This is a genomic window from Propionicimonas sp. (genome assembly GCF_049840635.1).
GTDB lineage: Bacteria > Actinomycetota > Actinomycetes > Propionibacteriales > Propionibacteriaceae > Propionicimonas.
On record NZ_JASGKL010000005.1, the window covers coordinates 1,577,839 to 1,594,921 of the forward strand.

General features: G+C 71.8%; 15 protein-coding genes. 9 read left to right on the top strand and 6 right to left on the bottom strand.

Annotated features, from left to right (window positions below; genetic code table 11):
* Positions 1–235 precede the first annotated feature (235 nt).
* The gene (locus QM779_RS12995) at positions 236–2,269 is read right to left on the bottom strand and encodes a YhgE/Pip family protein (RefSeq protein ID WP_428535873.1); all 2,034 of its coding nucleotides are present in this window, start codon (positions 2,267–2,269) and stop codon (positions 236–238) included.
* Positions 2,266–5,037 (bottom strand): MMPL family transporter, encoded by a 2,772-nt coding sequence (locus tag QM779_RS13000; RefSeq protein WP_428535875.1) that lies wholly within the window; start codon positions 5,035–5,037, stop codon positions 2,266–2,268. Before QM779_RS13000 ends, QM779_RS12995 begins: the two co-directional genes overlap by 4 nt.
* Before the next feature lie 122 nt (positions 5,038–5,159).
* Here QM779_RS13000 and QM779_RS13005 point away from each other — a divergent pair, with 122 nt between their 5' ends.
* The 4 genes from QM779_RS13005 (at position 5,160) to QM779_RS13020 (ending at position 8,889) form a co-directional block, all read left to right on the top strand.
* A complete protein-coding gene (locus QM779_RS13005) occupies positions 5,160–5,807 on the top strand; it encodes a TetR/AcrR family transcriptional regulator (RefSeq protein WP_428535877.1) in 648 nt (215 codons plus the stop codon).
* A gap of 17 nt (positions 5,808–5,824) precedes the next feature.
* The gene (locus tag QM779_RS13010; RefSeq protein WP_428535879.1) at positions 5,825–6,802 is read left to right on the top strand and encodes an L-lactate dehydrogenase; all 978 of its coding nucleotides are present in this window, start codon (positions 5,825–5,827) and stop codon (positions 6,800–6,802) included.
* Positions 6,803–6,872: 70 nt separating this feature from the next.
* Positions 6,873–8,120 (top strand): aminotransferase class I/II-fold pyridoxal phosphate-dependent enzyme, encoded by a 1,248-nt coding sequence (locus QM779_RS13015; RefSeq protein ID WP_428535881.1) that lies wholly within the window; start codon positions 6,873–6,875, stop codon positions 8,118–8,120.
* A gap of 34 nt (positions 8,121–8,154) precedes the next feature.
* Complete coding sequence (locus QM779_RS13020; RefSeq protein WP_428535883.1) at positions 8,155–8,889, top strand: phosphotransferase; 735 nt, start codon at positions 8,155–8,157, stop codon at positions 8,887–8,889.
* 605 nt (positions 8,890–9,494) lie between these two features.
* Here the strand turns inward: QM779_RS13020 and glsA are convergent.
* Complete coding sequence (gene glsA / locus QM779_RS13025) at positions 9,495–10,466, bottom strand: glutaminase A (RefSeq protein ID WP_428535885.1); 972 nt, start codon at positions 10,464–10,466, stop codon at positions 9,495–9,497.
* Between the two features lie 27 nt (positions 10,467–10,493).
* Here glsA and QM779_RS13030 point away from each other — a divergent pair, with 27 nt between their 5' ends.
* Positions 10,494–11,027 carry a bifunctional adenosylcobinamide kinase/adenosylcobinamide-phosphate guanylyltransferase gene (locus QM779_RS13030; protein WP_428535887.1) on the top strand — a complete coding sequence of 178 codons (534 nt, stop codon included), beginning with the start codon at positions 10,494–10,496 and terminating at the stop codon, positions 11,025–11,027.
* A gap of 18 nt (positions 11,028–11,045) precedes the next feature.
* On the opposite strand, the gene QM779_RS13035 is transcribed toward QM779_RS13030, so the two are convergent.
* On the bottom strand, positions 11,046–11,990 hold the full coding sequence (locus QM779_RS13035; RefSeq protein WP_428535889.1) for a zinc-binding alcohol dehydrogenase family protein: 945 nt from the start codon (positions 11,988–11,990) through the stop codon (positions 11,046–11,048).
* A 64-nt stretch (positions 11,991–12,054) separates the two neighbouring features.
* Here QM779_RS13035 and QM779_RS13040 point away from each other — a divergent pair, with 64 nt between their 5' ends.
* Both QM779_RS13040 and QM779_RS13045 read left to right on the top strand, forming a co-directional pair.
* Positions 12,055–12,690 carry a TetR/AcrR family transcriptional regulator C-terminal domain-containing protein gene (locus QM779_RS13040; RefSeq protein ID WP_428535891.1) on the top strand — a complete coding sequence of 212 codons (636 nt, stop codon included), beginning with the start codon at positions 12,055–12,057 and terminating at the stop codon, positions 12,688–12,690.
* Positions 12,687–13,469, top strand: coding sequence for a class I SAM-dependent methyltransferase (locus QM779_RS13045; protein WP_428535893.1), 783 nt, complete (start codon positions 12,687–12,689; stop codon positions 13,467–13,469). The genes QM779_RS13040 and QM779_RS13045 overlap by 4 nt, the downstream gene beginning before the upstream one ends.
* A 150-nt stretch (positions 13,470–13,619) precedes the next feature.
* Here QM779_RS13045 and QM779_RS13050 read toward each other — a convergent pair whose 3' ends face one another.
* A complete protein-coding gene (locus tag QM779_RS13050) occupies positions 13,620–14,399 on the bottom strand; it encodes an adenosylcobinamide-GDP ribazoletransferase (RefSeq protein WP_428535895.1) in 780 nt (259 codons plus the stop codon).
* Positions 14,396–15,442: a nicotinate-nucleotide--dimethylbenzimidazole phosphoribosyltransferase gene (gene cobT, locus QM779_RS13055; RefSeq protein ID WP_428535897.1), complete on the bottom strand. Its 1,047-nt coding sequence runs from the start codon at positions 15,440–15,442 to the stop codon at positions 14,396–14,398. The genes QM779_RS13050 and cobT overlap by 4 nt, the downstream gene beginning before the upstream one ends.
* Before the next feature lie 257 nt (positions 15,443–15,699).
* On the opposite strand from cobT, the gene QM779_RS13060 reads away from it, so the two are divergent.
* Together QM779_RS13060 and dps are read left to right on the top strand one after the other, a co-directional pair.
* Positions 15,700–16,194, top strand: coding sequence for a DUF456 domain-containing protein (locus QM779_RS13060; protein WP_428535899.1), 495 nt, complete (start codon positions 15,700–15,702; stop codon positions 16,192–16,194).
* A 122-nt stretch (positions 16,195–16,316) separates the two neighbouring features.
* A complete protein-coding gene (dps, locus tag QM779_RS13065; protein WP_428535901.1) occupies positions 16,317–16,820 on the top strand; it encodes a DNA starvation/stationary phase protection protein Dps in 504 nt (167 codons plus the stop codon).
* Positions 16,821–17,083 lie beyond the last annotated feature (263 nt).

Sequence of the window (17,083 nt, forward strand, 5' to 3'; positions counted from 1 at the left end):
GACCCCGCGTCCTGCCCCCTCTCGTCCGCTTCACTCACAAACGCTCCCGAAACTCGCAGAAGCTCCCGAGATTTCGGGAGCGTTTGCTTCTTTCGGGAGCGTTTGTGGCGGGACCGACCCGATCCCTGACGTGCAGTCAGCACCGTCCCGGAGATCCCGGGTCAAGCCCGGGATGACGACAACTGCCAACCGCGATGACAGCAGCCACCCAAGCCCGGGACGGCAGCGCGGCCGGTCAGGCGGCGGCGAGGACGGCGGCCAGCGTCGTCGTGCGGCGGCGGGCGACGGCGACGGCGCTCGCGGTCAACCCGAGGATGAGCCAGCCCACCAGGACGAAGGCCGACGTGGTGGCTCCGCTCGACTCCGTGACGATGGCCCGGATCGAGTCCAACGCGGGCGTCAGCGGCGAGAAGCCCCGCAGCGTCGCGAACACCTCCGGCGCGGCCCCCACCAGCGCGGATGCGGTCGTCAGGACGGCGAACAGCAGCGCGATCAGGCGTCCGATGCCGCCCAGCCACGCGACCAGCGCGTGGTTCACCACCACGAAGGTCGCGCCCGCGAGCAGCAGGACGCCGGTCACGGCCAGCCACTTCTGCGGGGAGAGGTCGAGCCCGAACTGGGCGAGCGCCGCGACCACCACGGCCTGGACGCCGACGATCACCAGGCCCGGCACCAGCGCACGGGCGATCAGGACGGCCGTCGACTCCGCGGAGTTCAGCAGCCCGGTGCCGATCGCCTTCACCACCGACCACGTGGCCATCGCTCCGAGCCACAGCGCGAGCACCAGCAGCAGGCTGATCCAGCCCACGTTGGCGTTCGCAAGACCGTTCAGCGACGACGTGTCGATCGGGGCGGCGACCACCGTGGAGAGGTTCTCCCGGTCGGACTTGCTGTAGCTGGGCAGCTGGTCCTTGCCGTCGGCGATCCCGTCCGCCATCTCGCGCATGCCGTCGGCCAGCTTCTGGCCGCCGTCGGACGCCGCGATCAAGCCGGCTCCGAGCGCGTCGACGCCGTCGGCGAGCTGGCTCGCCCCGTCCGCGCTCTTGGCGATGCCCTTCACCAGCGCCGGCATGCTGTCGGCCAGCTCGTCGGTCCCGGACGCCAGCTTCTTGCCGCCGGCCTTCAGCTGGGCGAGTTGGGCGGCGGTGTCCTTGTCGTTCGCCGCGGCCTCGAGGCCCTGACGGAACTGGGTGAGTCCCGCCCCGAACTGCTCGACGCCCTGTTGCGCAGCCTGGCCGGCAGCGTTGACGCCCACGTTCGCGCCGACGTCCGTCCCCGCGGTGAGCCCGGCCTTGAAGCCCTGGCACATCGCGGTCTGGGTGGCCTCGTCGGCGCTGAAGGTGGGGCAGGACACCTGCCCCGCCGCGGCCTCCGCCGCCTGGGTGGCTCCCTGGACGAGCTGGGTGTTCGAGCCGAAGTTCCCGAACGAGGTCGCCATCTGGTCGGCCCCGTCCTCGAACTGCTTGACCGTCGAGATCATCGTCTGCTGGCCGGCCACCGAGGAGTCGACGAGCGTGTTCACGCCGTCCACGTAGTCACTGACGCCGTCGGCGAGCTTGCGGATCTGCTTCGGCATGGACGCGGTCTTGTCGGCCATCTCGCCCAGCCCATCGGCCAGCTGGCGCTGTCCCTTGTACAGCTCCTGCGTGCCGTCGGACGCCTTGCTGATCCCGTCGGCCAGCTTCTGGGCCCCGTCCGCCAACTGGTCCGACCCGTCGGCCAGCGTGACGAACTGCTTGCCGGTCTCGTTGAAGCCGATGTAGATCTGCTTCAGGTAGGCCTCGGTGAGCGTCGAGTTCAGCATGGACGCGGCCTCGCTGGCCACCAGCCGACCCAGCGTCGCGTCCGCCACGCCTGCCACCGGGGACGTGTACACCTGGATCGTCGCCTGCTCGGCGGTGTCACCGTCGTTGTCGGAGAACGAGGTCGCCGCGGCCGAGAAGTTCTTCGGGATGATCACCATCGCCGCGTACTCGCCGGTGGCCAGCCCTGCGCGCGCGTTCGTCTCGTTCTGGAGCACCCAGGTGAGGTTCTCGGTCCGGTCGGAGTCGACCAGGTTGGCGGTGAGCTGGCGACCCAGCGGCGTGTACTGCCCGTCGATCGTCACCGCCTCGTCGAGGTTCACGACCGCGGCCTGCACGGTGTGCAGGCGGCTGTCCGCGTTCACCCCGGCGAGCAGGAAACCACCGGCGACCAGCAGCGGCACCAGCACCAGCCCCAGCACCGTGTACCAGCGCACGGGACGGGAGTCCAGGCGTTCGACGTTCATCGGTTCGTTCCTTCCAGAGCGAGGTGGGATGCCAGCTTCAGTACCTGGAACGGCACCGGCAGCTGGGCCTCGAGATCAGAGCCGGGCAGGACGCCGAGGACCCACGTCACCGGCTCCCCCTCCCCCGCGGCTTCGGCGGACGCGGCCAGCGCGCGGCGCAACGACCGGTCCTGGGTGTCGGAGAGCTCGTCCGCCCCGTCCACGACCACGACACCGCCGGCCTGCTTCTTCAGCACCCGCCCGAAGTGGGACACGGACGCGCCGAGGACCGGGATCCGGTTGCGCACGACCGGCGCCTCTTCCGGCAGGACGTGGCCGAGCACCTTCAGGTTTCCGCCGGTGAGCCGGACGCGGCCGGCCAGCGCGAGCAGGAGCGCGCGGCGCGGCGCGTGCTCGCCCTCGACGACCAGCACCTGGCCGGGCTCGACCCGGACCGCGAGGTCGGCGAACAGCGTCCGCTCCCCCACCTCTGCGGTGAGCCCCTCGCCGACGATCGCCGCGCTGTCACCAGCGGCGGGCCAATCGGCGAGGTGCACCTGGCGGGTGAGGGACTCACCCTCGATGTCGAAAGACGGCAGCCGGGCGTCGAGCCACGAAGGCAGCCACCACGCGTGGCGTCCGAGCAGCTTCATCACCGCGGGCACCAGCGTCATCCGGACGACGAACGCGTCCAGGGCCACGCCCACGGCGAGCGCGAAGGCGATCGGCTTGATCGCACCCTCGCCGGCCGGCACGAAGAACGCGAACACGCTGAACATGATCAGCGCGGCAGCGACGACGACCTTCGAGGAGTGGATGAACCCGTCCTCGACCGAGCGCTCGGTGTTGCCGTGGACGAACTCCTCACGCATCCGCGAGACGAGGAACACCTCGTAGTCCATCGCCAGGCCGAACAGCAGGCCCATCAGGATGATCGGCAGGAAGCTGATCACCGGGCCCGCCTCGGGCAGGTTGATCACCTCCTTGAACCAGCCCTGGTTGAATACCAGGGTGGTCGCGCCGAACGCGCCGCCCACGCTGAGCAGGTAGCCCGCAGCGGCCTTGATCGGCACCCAGATCGAGCGGAACACCATCGTCAGCAGCACCAGCGACAGGCCGACGACGAAGATGCCGAACGGGAGCAGTGCTCCCCACAGCTGGTTGGTCACGTCGATCTGGACGGCGGTGAAGCCCGTGATGGCCGTGTCGATCCCGCAGGTCTGCTGCCAGTAGTCGTGGCGGTTGCGCAGTTCCTGGACGAGGTCGGCGGTCGCCGGGTCGTCCGGACCCGTGGTGGGGATGACCTGGACCATGCCGGTGTCGGCGTTCTCGTTGGGGGTGGCGGACGCGACCATCCGAACCCCGGGGATCTGCGTGATGTCGTCGCGCAGGCAGTCCATGATGTCGAGCGGCTCGTCGGACTCGACGATCGAGCCGGTGATGATCAGGGGTCCGTTGAAGCCGACGCCGAAGATGCGCGAGATCTCGTCGAACGTCTCGCGGTCCTGCGTGCCGGGCAGGGAGCGTCCGGACGTGGGCAGCGCCAGGTAGAGGTCCTTGGTCGGCAGCGCGAGCCCGCCCAGCCCGACGAGGACCAGCACGATCGTGACGATCGGCCACTTCGTGACCACGCCCACCCACCAGGCGGACGGGTTGAACCGCTTCCTCCCCTGCTCCTGCTCCGCAGCGGCCGGCGCGGCGGGGTTGGCCGCCGTCTCAGACCCGGCGGACGCTGCGACCGCGTCGGGCCCCCGACGGGAGCGCTTGGGCTTCGGACGCAGCCGCTCGCCGGCGAAACCGAGGAACGCCGGCAGCAGGGTGAGGGCGAGGAGCACCTCGAAGGCGACCGTGACGGCGGCGAAGATGCCCATCACGGCGAGGAAGGGGACGCGGGAGATGCTCAGGCCGATCAGGGCGATGATCACCGTGAGGCCGGCGAAGACCACCGCGGACCCGGCCGTCCCGATCGCGCGGGCCGCCGACTCCTCCGGCTCCATGCCCGCCGCGAGCTGGTCGCGGTGCCGCGACAGGATGAACAGGGCGTAGTCGATGCCGACCGCCAGGCCCAGCATGATCGCCAGCATCAGGGTGGTCGAGCTGATCGTGATCACCCCGGCGGCGACCTGCACGACGAGGACGCCGATGCCGACGCCGGCGATCGCCGTCCCGATCGGCATCATCGACGCGATCACCGAACCGAGCGTGATCAACAGGACGACCAGGGCCACCACCAGGCCGAGCGCCTCGACCACGGTGATGTGGGGGACGTGGATGGAGAAGACCTCGCCACCGATCAGCACCCGCGAGCCGGGGAGGGTCTGTTCGAGGGTCTCGACGGCGGTGGTGAGTTCCTCGCGTTGGGCGTCGGTGAACGTGGAGGACGTGCCCTCGACACGAACCATGACCCGTCCGCTGGTGTCGTCGGCGCTGATCAGCCCGTCCACGTAGTCGCTGTAGGGGCCGATCACGCCGTTCACCCAGGGGATGTCCTCCAGGGAATCCGACCAGTCCTCGACGGCCTTCCTCACGTCCTTGTCGGTGAGCAGCTTGCCCTCAGGGGTGGTGATCAGGACCGTGGCCGTCGCGTCCGCGGCCTCGGGGAAGGTGACCTTGAGCTCTGCCAGCGCGGTCGTCGACTCGGCGCCGGGGATCTCGAAGGTGTCGTTGAAGGCGCCGCCGAGCGTCGCGGCCAGCGTGCCCAGCAGCGCCAGCACCACCAGCCACCCGGCGAGGACGCGTCCGCGACGCCGATAGCTCGCCCGACCGATCCGATACAGGAACGACGACACCTGATCCCCTTTCGCGACAAGACGCGATACAGAACTGTATCCGATACGGAAGCGCATCCGATACACTGCTGTATCGAACGGACGGCGAGGCGACGAGGAGGTGTGCCATCACCACGGGAACAGTGAGCAGCCGCCGCCAGCACACCCGCGACCTGCTCATCGACGCGGCCACGGCGCTGTTCGCGGAGAAGAGCATCGAGGGTGCGAGCGTCGAGGAGATCTGCGAGCGTGCCGGTTTCACGCGCGGGGCCTTCTACTCGAACTTCGAGAGCAAGGAGGACCTCTGCCTCGAGATCGTCCGCCAGCGCGGCCAGCAACTCCTGGACACCACGCGCCGTGCCCTCGGGATGATCCCGGACGCGCCGGTCAGCGCGGCCCTGCTGGAGGAGGTCATCGCGCGGGTCGTCGCGGTCGTCGACATCGGGACCACGCTCGACGACAACTGGGTGCTGGTCCGGGCGGAACTGCGCCAGTACGCGTTCCGCCACCCGAGTTTCCGTCCGGCCCTGCTGGATGTCGAGGGCACCGCCATCCAGCTCGCGGTCGCCGACCTCGCACACGCGCTGGAACGGCACGGCGCCCGGCTGCTGATCCCGATCGACCAGCTGCTGCTCACCCTCGACGCCTACTGCGAGCGCACCCGGATCGACGCGATCCTGACCGGGGCGCCCGACACCGACCACGTCTGGCGCGACGGCATGGAGCGCCTCGTCCGCGCTGTCGTGGTCGTCCCGGACGATCCCGCCCCCGCCCTCCCGGGAGCGCACTGAGCACTAGGCTCTGTGCCATGACCGCAGAGTCCGTCGAAAGCCTGAACCTCGCCAACTCGAAGCTCACGGTGGTGGGCGCCGGCTCGGTCGGCACCTCGATCGCCTACGCCGCGCTGATCCGCGGTTCGGCGCGCCAGATCGCGCTGTACGACATCGACGCCAAGAAGGTGGACGCGGAGGTCCGCGACCTCGCCCACGGCACCCAGTTCACGCCCACGTCGATCGTCACCGGCGGTGCGGACATCAAGGTCGTGAAGGACTCCTCGGTGATCATCATCACCGCGGGCGCCCGGCAGAAGCCGGGCCAGACCCGCCTCGACCTGGCCGGGGTGAACGCGGGGATCATGTCCAAGCTCGTCCCCGAATTGCTCGAGCACGCCCCGAACGCGGTCCTCGTCCTGGTCACCAACCCCTGCGACGTGCTCACCGTCGTTGCGCAGAAGGTCAGCGGGCTGCCGGTCAGCCGCGTCCTCTCCACCGGCACCCTGCTGGACACGTCCCGGCTGCGCTGGGCGATCGCGCAGCGGGCCGGGGTGTCACTGTCGAACGTGCACGCCGCGATGTTCGGCGAGCACGGCGACACCGAGTTCCCGATCTGGTCGTCGGCGTCGATCGCGCAGATCCCGATCCGGGACTGGACGGACGAGTCGGGGCAGAAGCTGTTCAGCGAGGAGGAGCTCGCGCAGATCGCGTACGACACCGTCCACGCCGCCTACTCGATCATCGAGGGCAAGGGCGCGACGAACTACGCGATCGGGCTGGCCGGCGCGCGGCTGGCCGAGGCGATCCTCGGCGACCAGCACAAGATCTGGCCGCTCTCCAGCGTCCTGACCGACTATCGCGGCATCTCCGGCATCGCGCTGTCGGTGCCGAGCCTGGTCGGCCCGATGGGGATCGAGCGAGTCTACGAGTTCCCGATGGACGCCCACGAGATCGGCATGCTGAACAAGTCGGCGGCGGCGATCAGGGCCACGCTGCAGGCCATCGGCTACTGACCCATCTGGCGCTGAACCGGGGACGGTTCTCCTTTCGCGCCACCCGACCCTCGTCGACCAGGGAGACGTAATGACCACGGCGCTCGCCGCTGCCCAGGCAGCCCACCAGGAACTCGCGGCACTCGGGCTGAAGCTGAACCTCCAGCGCGGGCAACCCTCGGGCGCGGACTTCGACCTGTCCGACGGGCTGCTGTCGGCGGTCGCGCCGGGCGCCACGACCCAGGACGGGCTCGACCTGCGCAACTACCCCGGCGGGGTGGCCGGCCTGCCGAGCGCACGGGCGCTCTTCGGGCGGTACCTCGGGCTGGACGCGGCGAACGTGGTGGTCTGGAACAACTCCTCGCTGGAGCTGCAGGGGCTGGTGCTCGGGTTCGCGCTGCTGCACGGCGTCCGGTCCTCGCAGCGCGGGTGGGTGCACGAGCGGCCCCGAATGGTCGTGACCACGCCCGGCTACGACCGGCACTTCGAACTGCTCACCACGCTGGGCTTCGAGCTGGTCACGGTGGCGATGCAGGCCGACGGCCCGGACGTGGACGCGATCGCCGCGGCCGCGTCCGACCCCGCGGTGAAGGGCGTCCTGTTCGTGCCCACCTACTCCAACCCCGGTGGCGAGACGATCAGCCCGGCGAAGGCCGCGCAGCTGGCGTCCCTCGACGCCGCGGCACCGGACTTCACGATCTTCGCCGACGACGCCTACCGCGCCCATCACCTCGGTGAGCCGGCCGCGACGGTCGAGTTCGTCGGCCTGTGCGCGGCCGCCGGGCACCCGGACCGCGCGTTCGTGTTCGGCAGCACGAGCAAGGTCACCTACGCCAGTGGCGGGCTGGGATTCGTCGGCAGCTCGGTCGACAACATCGCCTGGCTGACCCGCTACCTGGCCGCGCAGAGCATCGGCCCGAACAAGGTCGAGCAGGCGCGGCACGTCCGCTTCCTCGAGGGCTACCCGGGCGGGCTGGACGGCCTGATGCGCGCGCACGCCGCGTTGATCGCGCCCAAGTTCGCCGTGGTCGACGAGGTCCTCGGCGCCGAACTCGGCACCGACGGCGCCTACGCCACCTGGACCACCCCGCGCGGGGGCTACTTCAGTTCGCTGTTCACCACAGAACCGGTGGCGGCCCGCGTGGTCGAACTCGCCAACGCCGCGGGCGTCTCGCTGACGCCGGCCGGCGCGACCTATCCCGGCGGGAAGGACCCGGAGAACCGCAACATCCGGCTGGCGCCGACGCGTCCGCCGGTCGTGGAGGTGCGCACGGCCATGCGGGTGGCTGCGGCCTGCGTCCGGCTGGCGACCGAGGAGTACCGCGCCGGCCTGGCGTGAGCGCGGCGCTCGCAGGCGTCGTAGCATCCGGGGCATGGAGGCCGAACAGCCGCTGGCCGGCGGCAACATGGGGCCCGTGACGCGGCTCGGCGACGAGGTGCGTCGGGTCGCGGGCCCGTGGACGCCGAACGTGCACCGGTTGCTCGAGCTGTACGCGTCCGCGGGGATCGCGGGGACGCCGCGTCCGCTCGGGTTCACTGACGACGGGCGGGAGCGGCTCAGCTTCGTCGCCGGTGTGGTGCCCGCGTATCCGATGCCGGCGTGGGTGTGGTCGGCGGAGGTGCTGGACGACGCCGCGAGGCTGCTGCGCCGGTTGCACGACGCGTCGCTCCCGCTGGCCGGGGTGAGGGACGGCTGGCGGGCGCCCGTCCGTGAGCCCGCCGAGGTGGTCTGCCACAACGACTTCGCGCCGTACAACCTGGTCTTCGTTCATGGCCGGCTGGCCGGCGTGATCGACTTCGACTACGCGACGCCGGGGCCCCGGGCGTGGGACCTGTCCTATCTCGCGTATCGGCTGGTGCCGCTGACCGGGTGGACCGATCCGGCTGAGCCGCCGGGCGAGGCTCGCCGGGAGCGTCTGGAACGCCTGCTCGCCACGTACGGTTCCCCGCTCAGCGCGGACGACCTGCTCCCCGTGGTGGTCGAGCGCCTGCACGCGCTCGCCGATTTCAGCGACGAGGCGTCCGTGCGGCTGGCGAACCCCGAGCTCGCCGAGCACGCCCGCGGCTACCGCGACGACGCCGCGCGGATCACGTCGGGCGTCCTCTGAGGCGACCGCGCTGCGGAATCGCCCCACAGAAGCGCCACGGTCGCCCGCACAGCCACCATCAGCCCCACTGCAGCGCGAATCCGCAGGGCAGCCCGATCATCCACCCGCACGAACACCGAGATCCCGGATCAAGCCCGGGATGACAAGAACCCGGGCCGACCCACACCCGGACCCCGCCAAATCGCACCACAGAAGCGCCACCGGCGCCCCCCAGGGCCACGGTCGGACGATCCGCGGCGCAGAACCGCAGGGCAGCCCGAACATCCGGTCGCACGAACACCGAGATCCCGGGTCAAGCCCGGGATGACAAGAACCCGGGCCAACCCACACCCGGACCCCGCCAAATCGCACCACAGAAGCGCCACCGGCGCCCACACAGCTTCGGTCGGACGATCCGCGGCGCAGAACCGCAGAGCAGCCCGAACATCCACCCGGACGAACACGGAGATCCCGGGTCAAGCCCGGGATGACGCCTCCCTTGTCATCCCGGCGAAGGCCGGGATCTCTGGGACGCTCACCCGCGGCGATCACACGGACTCCCGGGGCACGGGGGATGTCGCTCCGGATCGGGGAATCGTGGGCGATTCCTCCCGGGCCGGCGCGCCCTACTCCGCGCGGGACGCGAACAGGCCCAGGCCGAGCTCTCTGGCCAGTCGTGCGGCGGCCCGGACGCCGCGGACGCTGTTGCCCGCGGCGTCCAGCCGCGGCGAGAAGCTGCCCAGGCCACCCTTGCCGGGCGAGACCGTGACGATGCCGCCGCCGATCCCCGACTTCCCGGGCAGGCCGACGTCGTAGAGCCAGTCGCCGGAGTGCTCGTACATGCCCGCGGTCGCCATCACCGCCAGCACGTAGTGGCACAGGTCCCCCGGCACGACCTCCACCCGCGTCACCGGGTTCACGCCGCCGTCGGCGAGCGTGGCCCCCATCACCGCGAGGTCGTGGGCGGTGACCACGAGGCAGCTCTGCCGCGTGTACAGCTCGAGCGCGTCGTCGGGCTCGGACGCCAGCGCGCCCTGCCCAGCGAGCGCCGCCGTGATCTCCCGGTTGCGCAGGTTCGTCCCGTTGACGTTCTCGTACAGCTCTTGGTCCAGCGCGAGGTCACGGCCGGCGAACGCGGACAGGCCGGCCAGCAGGTGCGTCCACTGCTCATCCACGCCGTTCCCGGGAACCCGGCTGCAGGTGGCGATCGCGCCCGCGTTCACCATCGGGTTGGTGCGCCCCCCGGACGCGGCCAGCACCGGCTCCACGGCGTTGAACGCCTGGCCGGTGGCGTTCACCCCCAGCTCGGCACGGGCGCGCTCGGCGCCCAATGCCGCGCAGACGAGCCCGAACGTGAACGGCTTCGCGACACTCATCAGCGAGAAGCCCGTGTAGGCGTCGCCGCAGTCGAAGACGCGTCCGTCCGTGCCGACGACGCACAGCCCGAACTGCTCGGGGTCGGCGGCGGCGAGCGCGGGGTACACCGCGGAGTTCGCGCCGCCGGTGTCGGCGTTCGCCTCCGCCCAGGTGGCGTGGATGATGCGGCTCACGTCCGCGGTGGGGGCGAGGTGCCCGGTGGAGACGAAGGCGTCGGTCACGGCTGAGAGGTTAGTAGGGTTCGACGCATGACTCACGTGCTGGTCACCGGCGGCGTCCGGAGCGGGAAGTCCCGCTATGCCGAGTGCCTCATGGACGCGGCCGCGCCGGTCACCTACCTCACCCCCGGCTACCCCGCCGACCCGGCGAGGGACGCCGAGTGGGCAGCGCGCGTGGCCGCCCACCGACTGCGCCGTCCCGGTGCGTGGCGGACGGTCGAGACCCTCGCCCTCGCCGGCGAACTCGCCGCAGCCGATGGACCGGTCCTCGTCGACTGCCTCGGCACGTGGCTGACCCGCCTGCTGGACAGCTGGCAGGCGTGGGACGCCGACGACAACGCGTGGCTTTCAAGGCTCGCCGACGAGACCGACGCGCTGGCCGACGCCGTCCGCACCCACCCGCACGATGTGGTCCTGGTCACCAACGAGGTCGGTTGGGGCCTGGTCTCGGAGTACCGCGCCGGACGCCTGTTCGCCGACAACCTCGGCCGGATCAACCAGGCGATCGGCGCGGCCTGCGACCAGGTCGTCCTCCTGGTCGCCGGCCGCCCGCTCACGCTCTGACCCGGCCGCGAGTCCGGATCAAGGGACGATGACCGCGCGGTCGCCGGTGTGCGCCCACGCCGCGGCCGCGTCCTCGATCGCGAACGGGGTGTACGGGACGCGGAGGGTGCCGTCGGCGATCAGCCCGATCAGGCCCGGCAGGCCGGCGAGCAGCTCCTCGTTCGACACCGCACCGATCCCGCTTCCGACGATCCGGATCGGCCGGCTGCGGAGCAGGTCGGCGGGCACGGCGGCCAGGCGTCCGGCCAGCCCACCGATCTGGGTGTACACCGTCTCGATGCCCCCGTCCTCGTCGAAGCCGGACCGGTTCAGCGCGTCGAACGCGGCCTCCGCCGCGGGGCCCCACACGTAGTCCAGGACGATCGACGGACGCTCCCCCGCCAGTGCGTCGGCCAGCGCGGACGCGGCATCACCGCTCAGCGACACCGGGACGGCACCGAGCGCGGCGACCTCCTCCAGCCGCCCTGCGTCCCGTCCCGCCGCGACGACCCGATCGGCCCCGAGCGCGAACGCCGACTGCACGGCGAGACGGCCCGACATCCCGGTCGCGCCGATGACGAGGACGGTGCCGAGACCGCCGGCCTCCTGGTGCCGCTTCGCCAGCGGGAACCAGCCCGACATGGCCGGGTTGACCCCGGCGGCGACGGCGAGGGGGTCGGCGCCCTCGGGCAGGTCGATCCCCGCCCTCGCGGCCATCCGTTCGGCCATCGTCCCCCACGGCGGCCGGATCCAGCCGGTGTAGACCAGCCGGCCGTCGGCGGTCCGCGCGACGGCGTCCACCCCGGGGACGTTCGGGAACAGGCCTGCGCTGCTGTAGTGCGCGCCGGACGCCCGGGAGCGGACGACCTGGTGCACCCCCGCGCCGACGAGTTCGAGGACGTCCTCGCCGGGCCGCGGCTCCGGCTCGGCGAAGGTTCCTCCGGTCGGGTCCGCGCCCGGCGCGGTCATCACGACTGCTCTCATGACAGCTCCTTAACTAAGTTCAGGTACGTTCTCCAGAGTGCCTTAACGCTGTTAAGCTGTCAACGTGGCCAAGGGCATCAGCCGCGAACTCATCGTGCAGACGGCACTCGACCTCCTCGACGAGCAGGGCATCGACGGGGTGACCGCCCGGGCGCTCGCGCACCGCCTCGGGGTGAAGGCCCCCGCCCTCTACTGGCACATGTCGAGCAAGCAGGAGATCCTCGACGAGATGGGCACGGAGATCAGCCGCCGCGTCGCCCGCGCACTCGCCGACGAGTCGCTGGGCGCGTCCTGGTCGGAGGGCCTCGCCGCGTACGCGCGGGTGCTGCGCAGGGAGTACCTCGCCCACCGCGACGGCGCCCGGACGTTCAGCGGCACCAAGCTCACCGACCCGGACGTCCTGCGCGCGCAGGAGCCGTGGCTGGAGCACCTGGTCGCGTCCGGGATCAGCCTCGAACACGGGATCGCGGCCGCCCAGCTGGTGACGGCCTTCGTCGTCGGCTTCGTGATCGAGGAGCAGGAGCGGACGAGTGGCCGCTACCCGCTGGCCGAGCGGGACGCGGCCCTGGGCGACGACGCCCCCCTGGTGCGGGAGTCCGGTCGCCACCTGGTCAAGGACCCCACCGAACGGTTCGAGGCGTACCTCGACGTCGTGCTCGCGGGCGTCGCCGCGCGCTACGGGACGAAGGAGGACGGATGAGCCAGCCGCACGAGGCCCGGGGGATGGCCGAGTCCTTCGGCGTCGACCCCGCCCGGTACGACCGCGCCCGCCCCGAGTACCCGGCCGACCTGCTGGCGCGGGTGATCGCGGCGCTCCCGGGCACCGAGGTGCTGGACGTCGGCAGCGGGACGGGCATCCTGGCCCGCCAACTCGCGGCCGCGGGGTGCCTCGTCCGGGGCGTCGAGCCGGACGCGCGGATGGCTGCGTTCGCGCGCGACAGCGGGGTGGATGTCGACGTCGCGCGCTTCGAGGACTGGAACCCCGAAGGGCGGTCGTTCGACGGCGTCCTCGCCGGCACGGCCTGGCACTGGATCGACCCGGGCGCCGGGGCGACGAAGGCGGCCGACGTCCTGCGCCCGGGTGGCCTGCTGGCGCCGTTGTGGAACGTGGCCACCCCGGACGCGGCGGTCGCGGCCGCCTTCGCCGACGCGTTCGCCGACGTGGTGCCGGACGCGCCGTTCGACCTGCGGGGACGGGCGGGCGGCGCCGCGTCCTACCAGCCGGTGCTCGACCGGGCGGCGGACGGGATCCGCGCCGAAGGGCGGTTCACCGACCCAGAGCAGTGGAGCGCGGACTGGGAGGTGGACTACTCCCGCGACGAGTGGCTCGACCAGCTCCGCACGAGCGGCGCGATGACCCGCCTGGACGCCGCGCAGCAGGCCGCCGTCCTGGATCGGGTGGCGGCGACGATCGACGCCGGCGGCGGCACCGTCCGAGTCGCCTGGACGTGCCTCGCCCTCGTCGCAACCCGCACCTGAGCGAAGGTGGCGGACGCCCTTCGTGACACGTTCGCTCGTCCCTCGCGAACGCTCCTCAGGGAGCGTTGGGACGAGTGCCGCCACCCCGAACGGTCCCTGAGGAGCGAGCGCCAGCGAGCGCCCGCGTTGGGCCGCCGCGCCCCCGGACGATCACCCCTGCAGCGGAGACGCCGCCAGCACCACGAGCAGGACGCTGGCGGCCACCTCGACGAGGGCGCCGAGGACGTCGCCCGTGATCCCTCCGAAGCGGCGGACGCAGCGGCGCAGAAGCCACAGGCAGGCCAGCAGCGCGAGCGCCCACGCGAGCACCGGCTGCCACCAGGGCATTCCGGTCAGGAAGGCGGCTCCGCAGAGGGCCGCCGCGCCCAGTAGCCAGACCGCGACCGCGGCCGGCACCGGCACGCTGCCTGCCACCAGCGCGCCCAGTCCTCCGGGTCGCGCGGCCGGCACCCCGATCGCGCAGCCGAGCACGAGTGCCGCTCGCGACAGGCAGAGCAGCACGACCAGCAGCACCCAGCCCCACGGACGTTCCAGGACCACCCCGGACGCGATCGCCTGCGCGCCGAGCGAAAGCACCAGCGCCACCGTCCCCATCGGCCCGATGTCGCCGCGCTTCATGATCGCCAGCGCACCCTCGGCGTCCTTTCCGGAGCCGAGCGCGTCGGTGGTGTCGGCCAGTCCGTCCGCGTGCATGGCCCGGGTGCCGAGAGCGAGCCCAGCGACGACGAGCACTCCCGCCAGCGCGGACGGCAGCCCCACCACCATCGCGCCCCACCCGACCAAGGCGGACGCGAGCGCGACCGGGAGGACGGCCACCGGCGCGAGCAGCATCGCCGCGCGCGCCTCGGGGCGTCCGAGCTGCGCGGGCGGGCGGACCGGCACGACCGTCAGCAGGCCGACCGACAGCCGCAGCCCCGCGAGAGCGCTCACGTCAGGTCGGACAGCTGCGCGATCCCGGTGAGCGCGGCGACCGCCGAGCGGATCATCGGCACCGCGAGCACCGCGCCGCTGCCCTCGCCGAGGCGCATCGAGAAGTCCACGAGGGGCTTCAGGCCGAGCCGGTCGAGCGCGAGCGCCTGGCCGGGCTCGGTCGAACGGTGGCCGGCCTGCAGCCAGGCCTTCGTGCCGGGCGCGTAGTCCTCGGCGACGAGGGCCTCCGCGACCGCGATCACCCCGTCGAGCAGGACCGGGACGCCGCGGCGCGCCGCCCCCGAGATGAACCCGACCGCGGCGGCGAAGTCGGCGGCGCCGAGCGCTGCCAGCCTCTCGACCGGGTCGGCGACCCGGTCACCGGCCCGGGACAGCGCGGCCTCGATCAGCGCGGTCTTGTGGACCAGCGTGCTGTCGTCGATGCCAGTGCCACGTCCGGTCACCGCGGCCGGAGGGACGCCGAGCGTGGCGGCGATCAGCGCGGCGGCGATCGTGGTGTTGCCGATGCCGAGGTCGCCGGAGATCAGCAGCTGGGCGCCGACCGCGATCTGCTCGGCCGCGATCGTGTCGCCCGCGGCCAGGGCGGCCTCGACCTGCGCGCGCGTGAGCGCGTCTTCGAGGTGGATGGCACCGGACGAACGGCGCACCTTGAAGCGGCTGACCTCGTCGGGCAGGTCCGGGAAGTCGACGGCGACGCCGAGGTCGTAGATGGACACCGTCACGTCGTTCGCCGCGGCGAGCGCGGAGACGCCGGCGTGACCCCCGGCGATCCCGTAGACCATCGCGGGGGTGATCTCGACCGGGTAGGCGGACACCCCGTCCGTGGCGATCCCGTGGTCGCCGGCGAACACGACCACGCGCACGTCGTCGAGCTGGCGCGGCGGGCAGGTGCCCTGGCAGGACGCCACCCAGGCGGCCAGCGTCTCGAGGTCGCCCAGCGCGCCGAGGGGCTTGGCCTGGCCGTCGCTCAGCTGCCGGGCTGCGGCGAAGGCGGCGTCGCTCGGGGCGGCAACGCGGGTGCGGGGGGACGTGTCGGACGGCATCGGGACAGCTTCCTGCGAGGGTTCCGGTGCCACCGCGGCACCGCCGTTCCACCCTAGGACGTCCGGTGCCACTCCCGCGTCCGATCGCCCCGACGACCAGACCATGGACGGCGGGGGGTACGCGGGGACGGTTCCTTCGTGCCGGGAACGAAAGAACCGTCCCCTCGTTCCCCGGGCCGAGTGGTGGGGCGGGCAGGTTGGGACGGGGTTGGCACACTGGGCGGCAGACCCGGGTCCACCGGACGGGAGGAGGCGCCGTGCTCAACGCGATCGTCGGCATCGCGGTCGTCGTCGGCCTGCTCGGGATCGTCATCCCGGTCCTGCCGGGAACGATCCTGATCGCCCTCGCGATCCTCGCCTGGGGTGTGGTGACCGGGACGCCCGCGGCGTGGCTCATCACCGCGATCTGCCTGGTCCTGCTGGCCGGCGGGATGACGCTGACCTGGTACCTGACCACGCACCGCACCCGCGCGGCGGGAGTGCCGGGCAGTTCGCTCGTCGTCGCAGGGATCGCCGGCATCATCGGCTTCTTCGTCGTGCCCGTCGTCGGCCTGCTGCTGTTCTTCCCGCTGGGCCTGTTCGTCGCCGAGTACGTCCGGATCCACCGCATCGGCGACCCGAGTCCGGCGTCCCGGGCGTGGACGTCGGCACTCGTGGCGCTCAAGGCGACCGGGCTGGGCATGATCGGCGAGCTGGCGCTGGCGCTGGCCGCGGCCGGGACGTGGCTGGGTGCCGTCCTGAACGGCGTCTGAGGCTCTTCGAACCCGGGGAATGCCGCCCCGGGGGACGCGGTTGTCGGTAACGTCGAGTACGTCCGTCCGCCCCGGGGTAATGGCCACGGGGAAGCGCGGAACGCGAACGAAGGAGCACACGTATGGCCAAGAGCAAGTTCACCCTTCCGGGTCTCAGCCAGGAGAAGGCGAAGCAGGTCGTGGAGATCCTGCAGGAGCGCCTGAACAGCTACAACGACCTCTCGCTCACCCTCAAGCACGTGCACTGGAACGTGGTCGGCCCGAGCTTCATCGGCGTCCACGAGATGATCGACCCGCAGGTCGACGAGGTCCGGCTGAACGCGGACGCGGTCGCGGAGCGCATCGCAGCGCTCGGCTTCGCCCCGCGCGGGACCGTGGCCGAGATCACCCGCACGCGCGACTGGGACGACTACCCGCTGGACCGGGCGCTCGTTCCCGACCACCTGGCCGCTCTCGACCAGGAGTACGACCGGGTGATCGCCGAGAACCGCCAGGCGATCGCTGACGTCGAGGACCTCGACCTCGTCACGCAGGACCTCCTGATCGGGCAGACCGGCGGCCTGGAGAAGTTCCAGTGGTTCGTCCGGGCCCACCTGGAGAGTGCCGCGGGCACCATTCCGTCCTGACCGACACCGGTCCCCCGCCGCAATGGCGGGGTGACCGGGCGCCAATTCGCCGCCGTCCCCGCAGGTCCCATTTCGGGCCTGCGGGGACGGCGGCGTTTCGGCATTTTCGGACAACCTGCGCTCTCGCGGGGTGAGCGCAATTGCGTAGGACCGCGGTCGGATTTCTGCGCGAGCAGGCGGAAAGCCCGACGAAAGGCCATTGACCCGGCGCTTTCCCTCTGCCAGCGTGGGATTCAGTCTTGAGCGGTCAAACCACGTGCCGA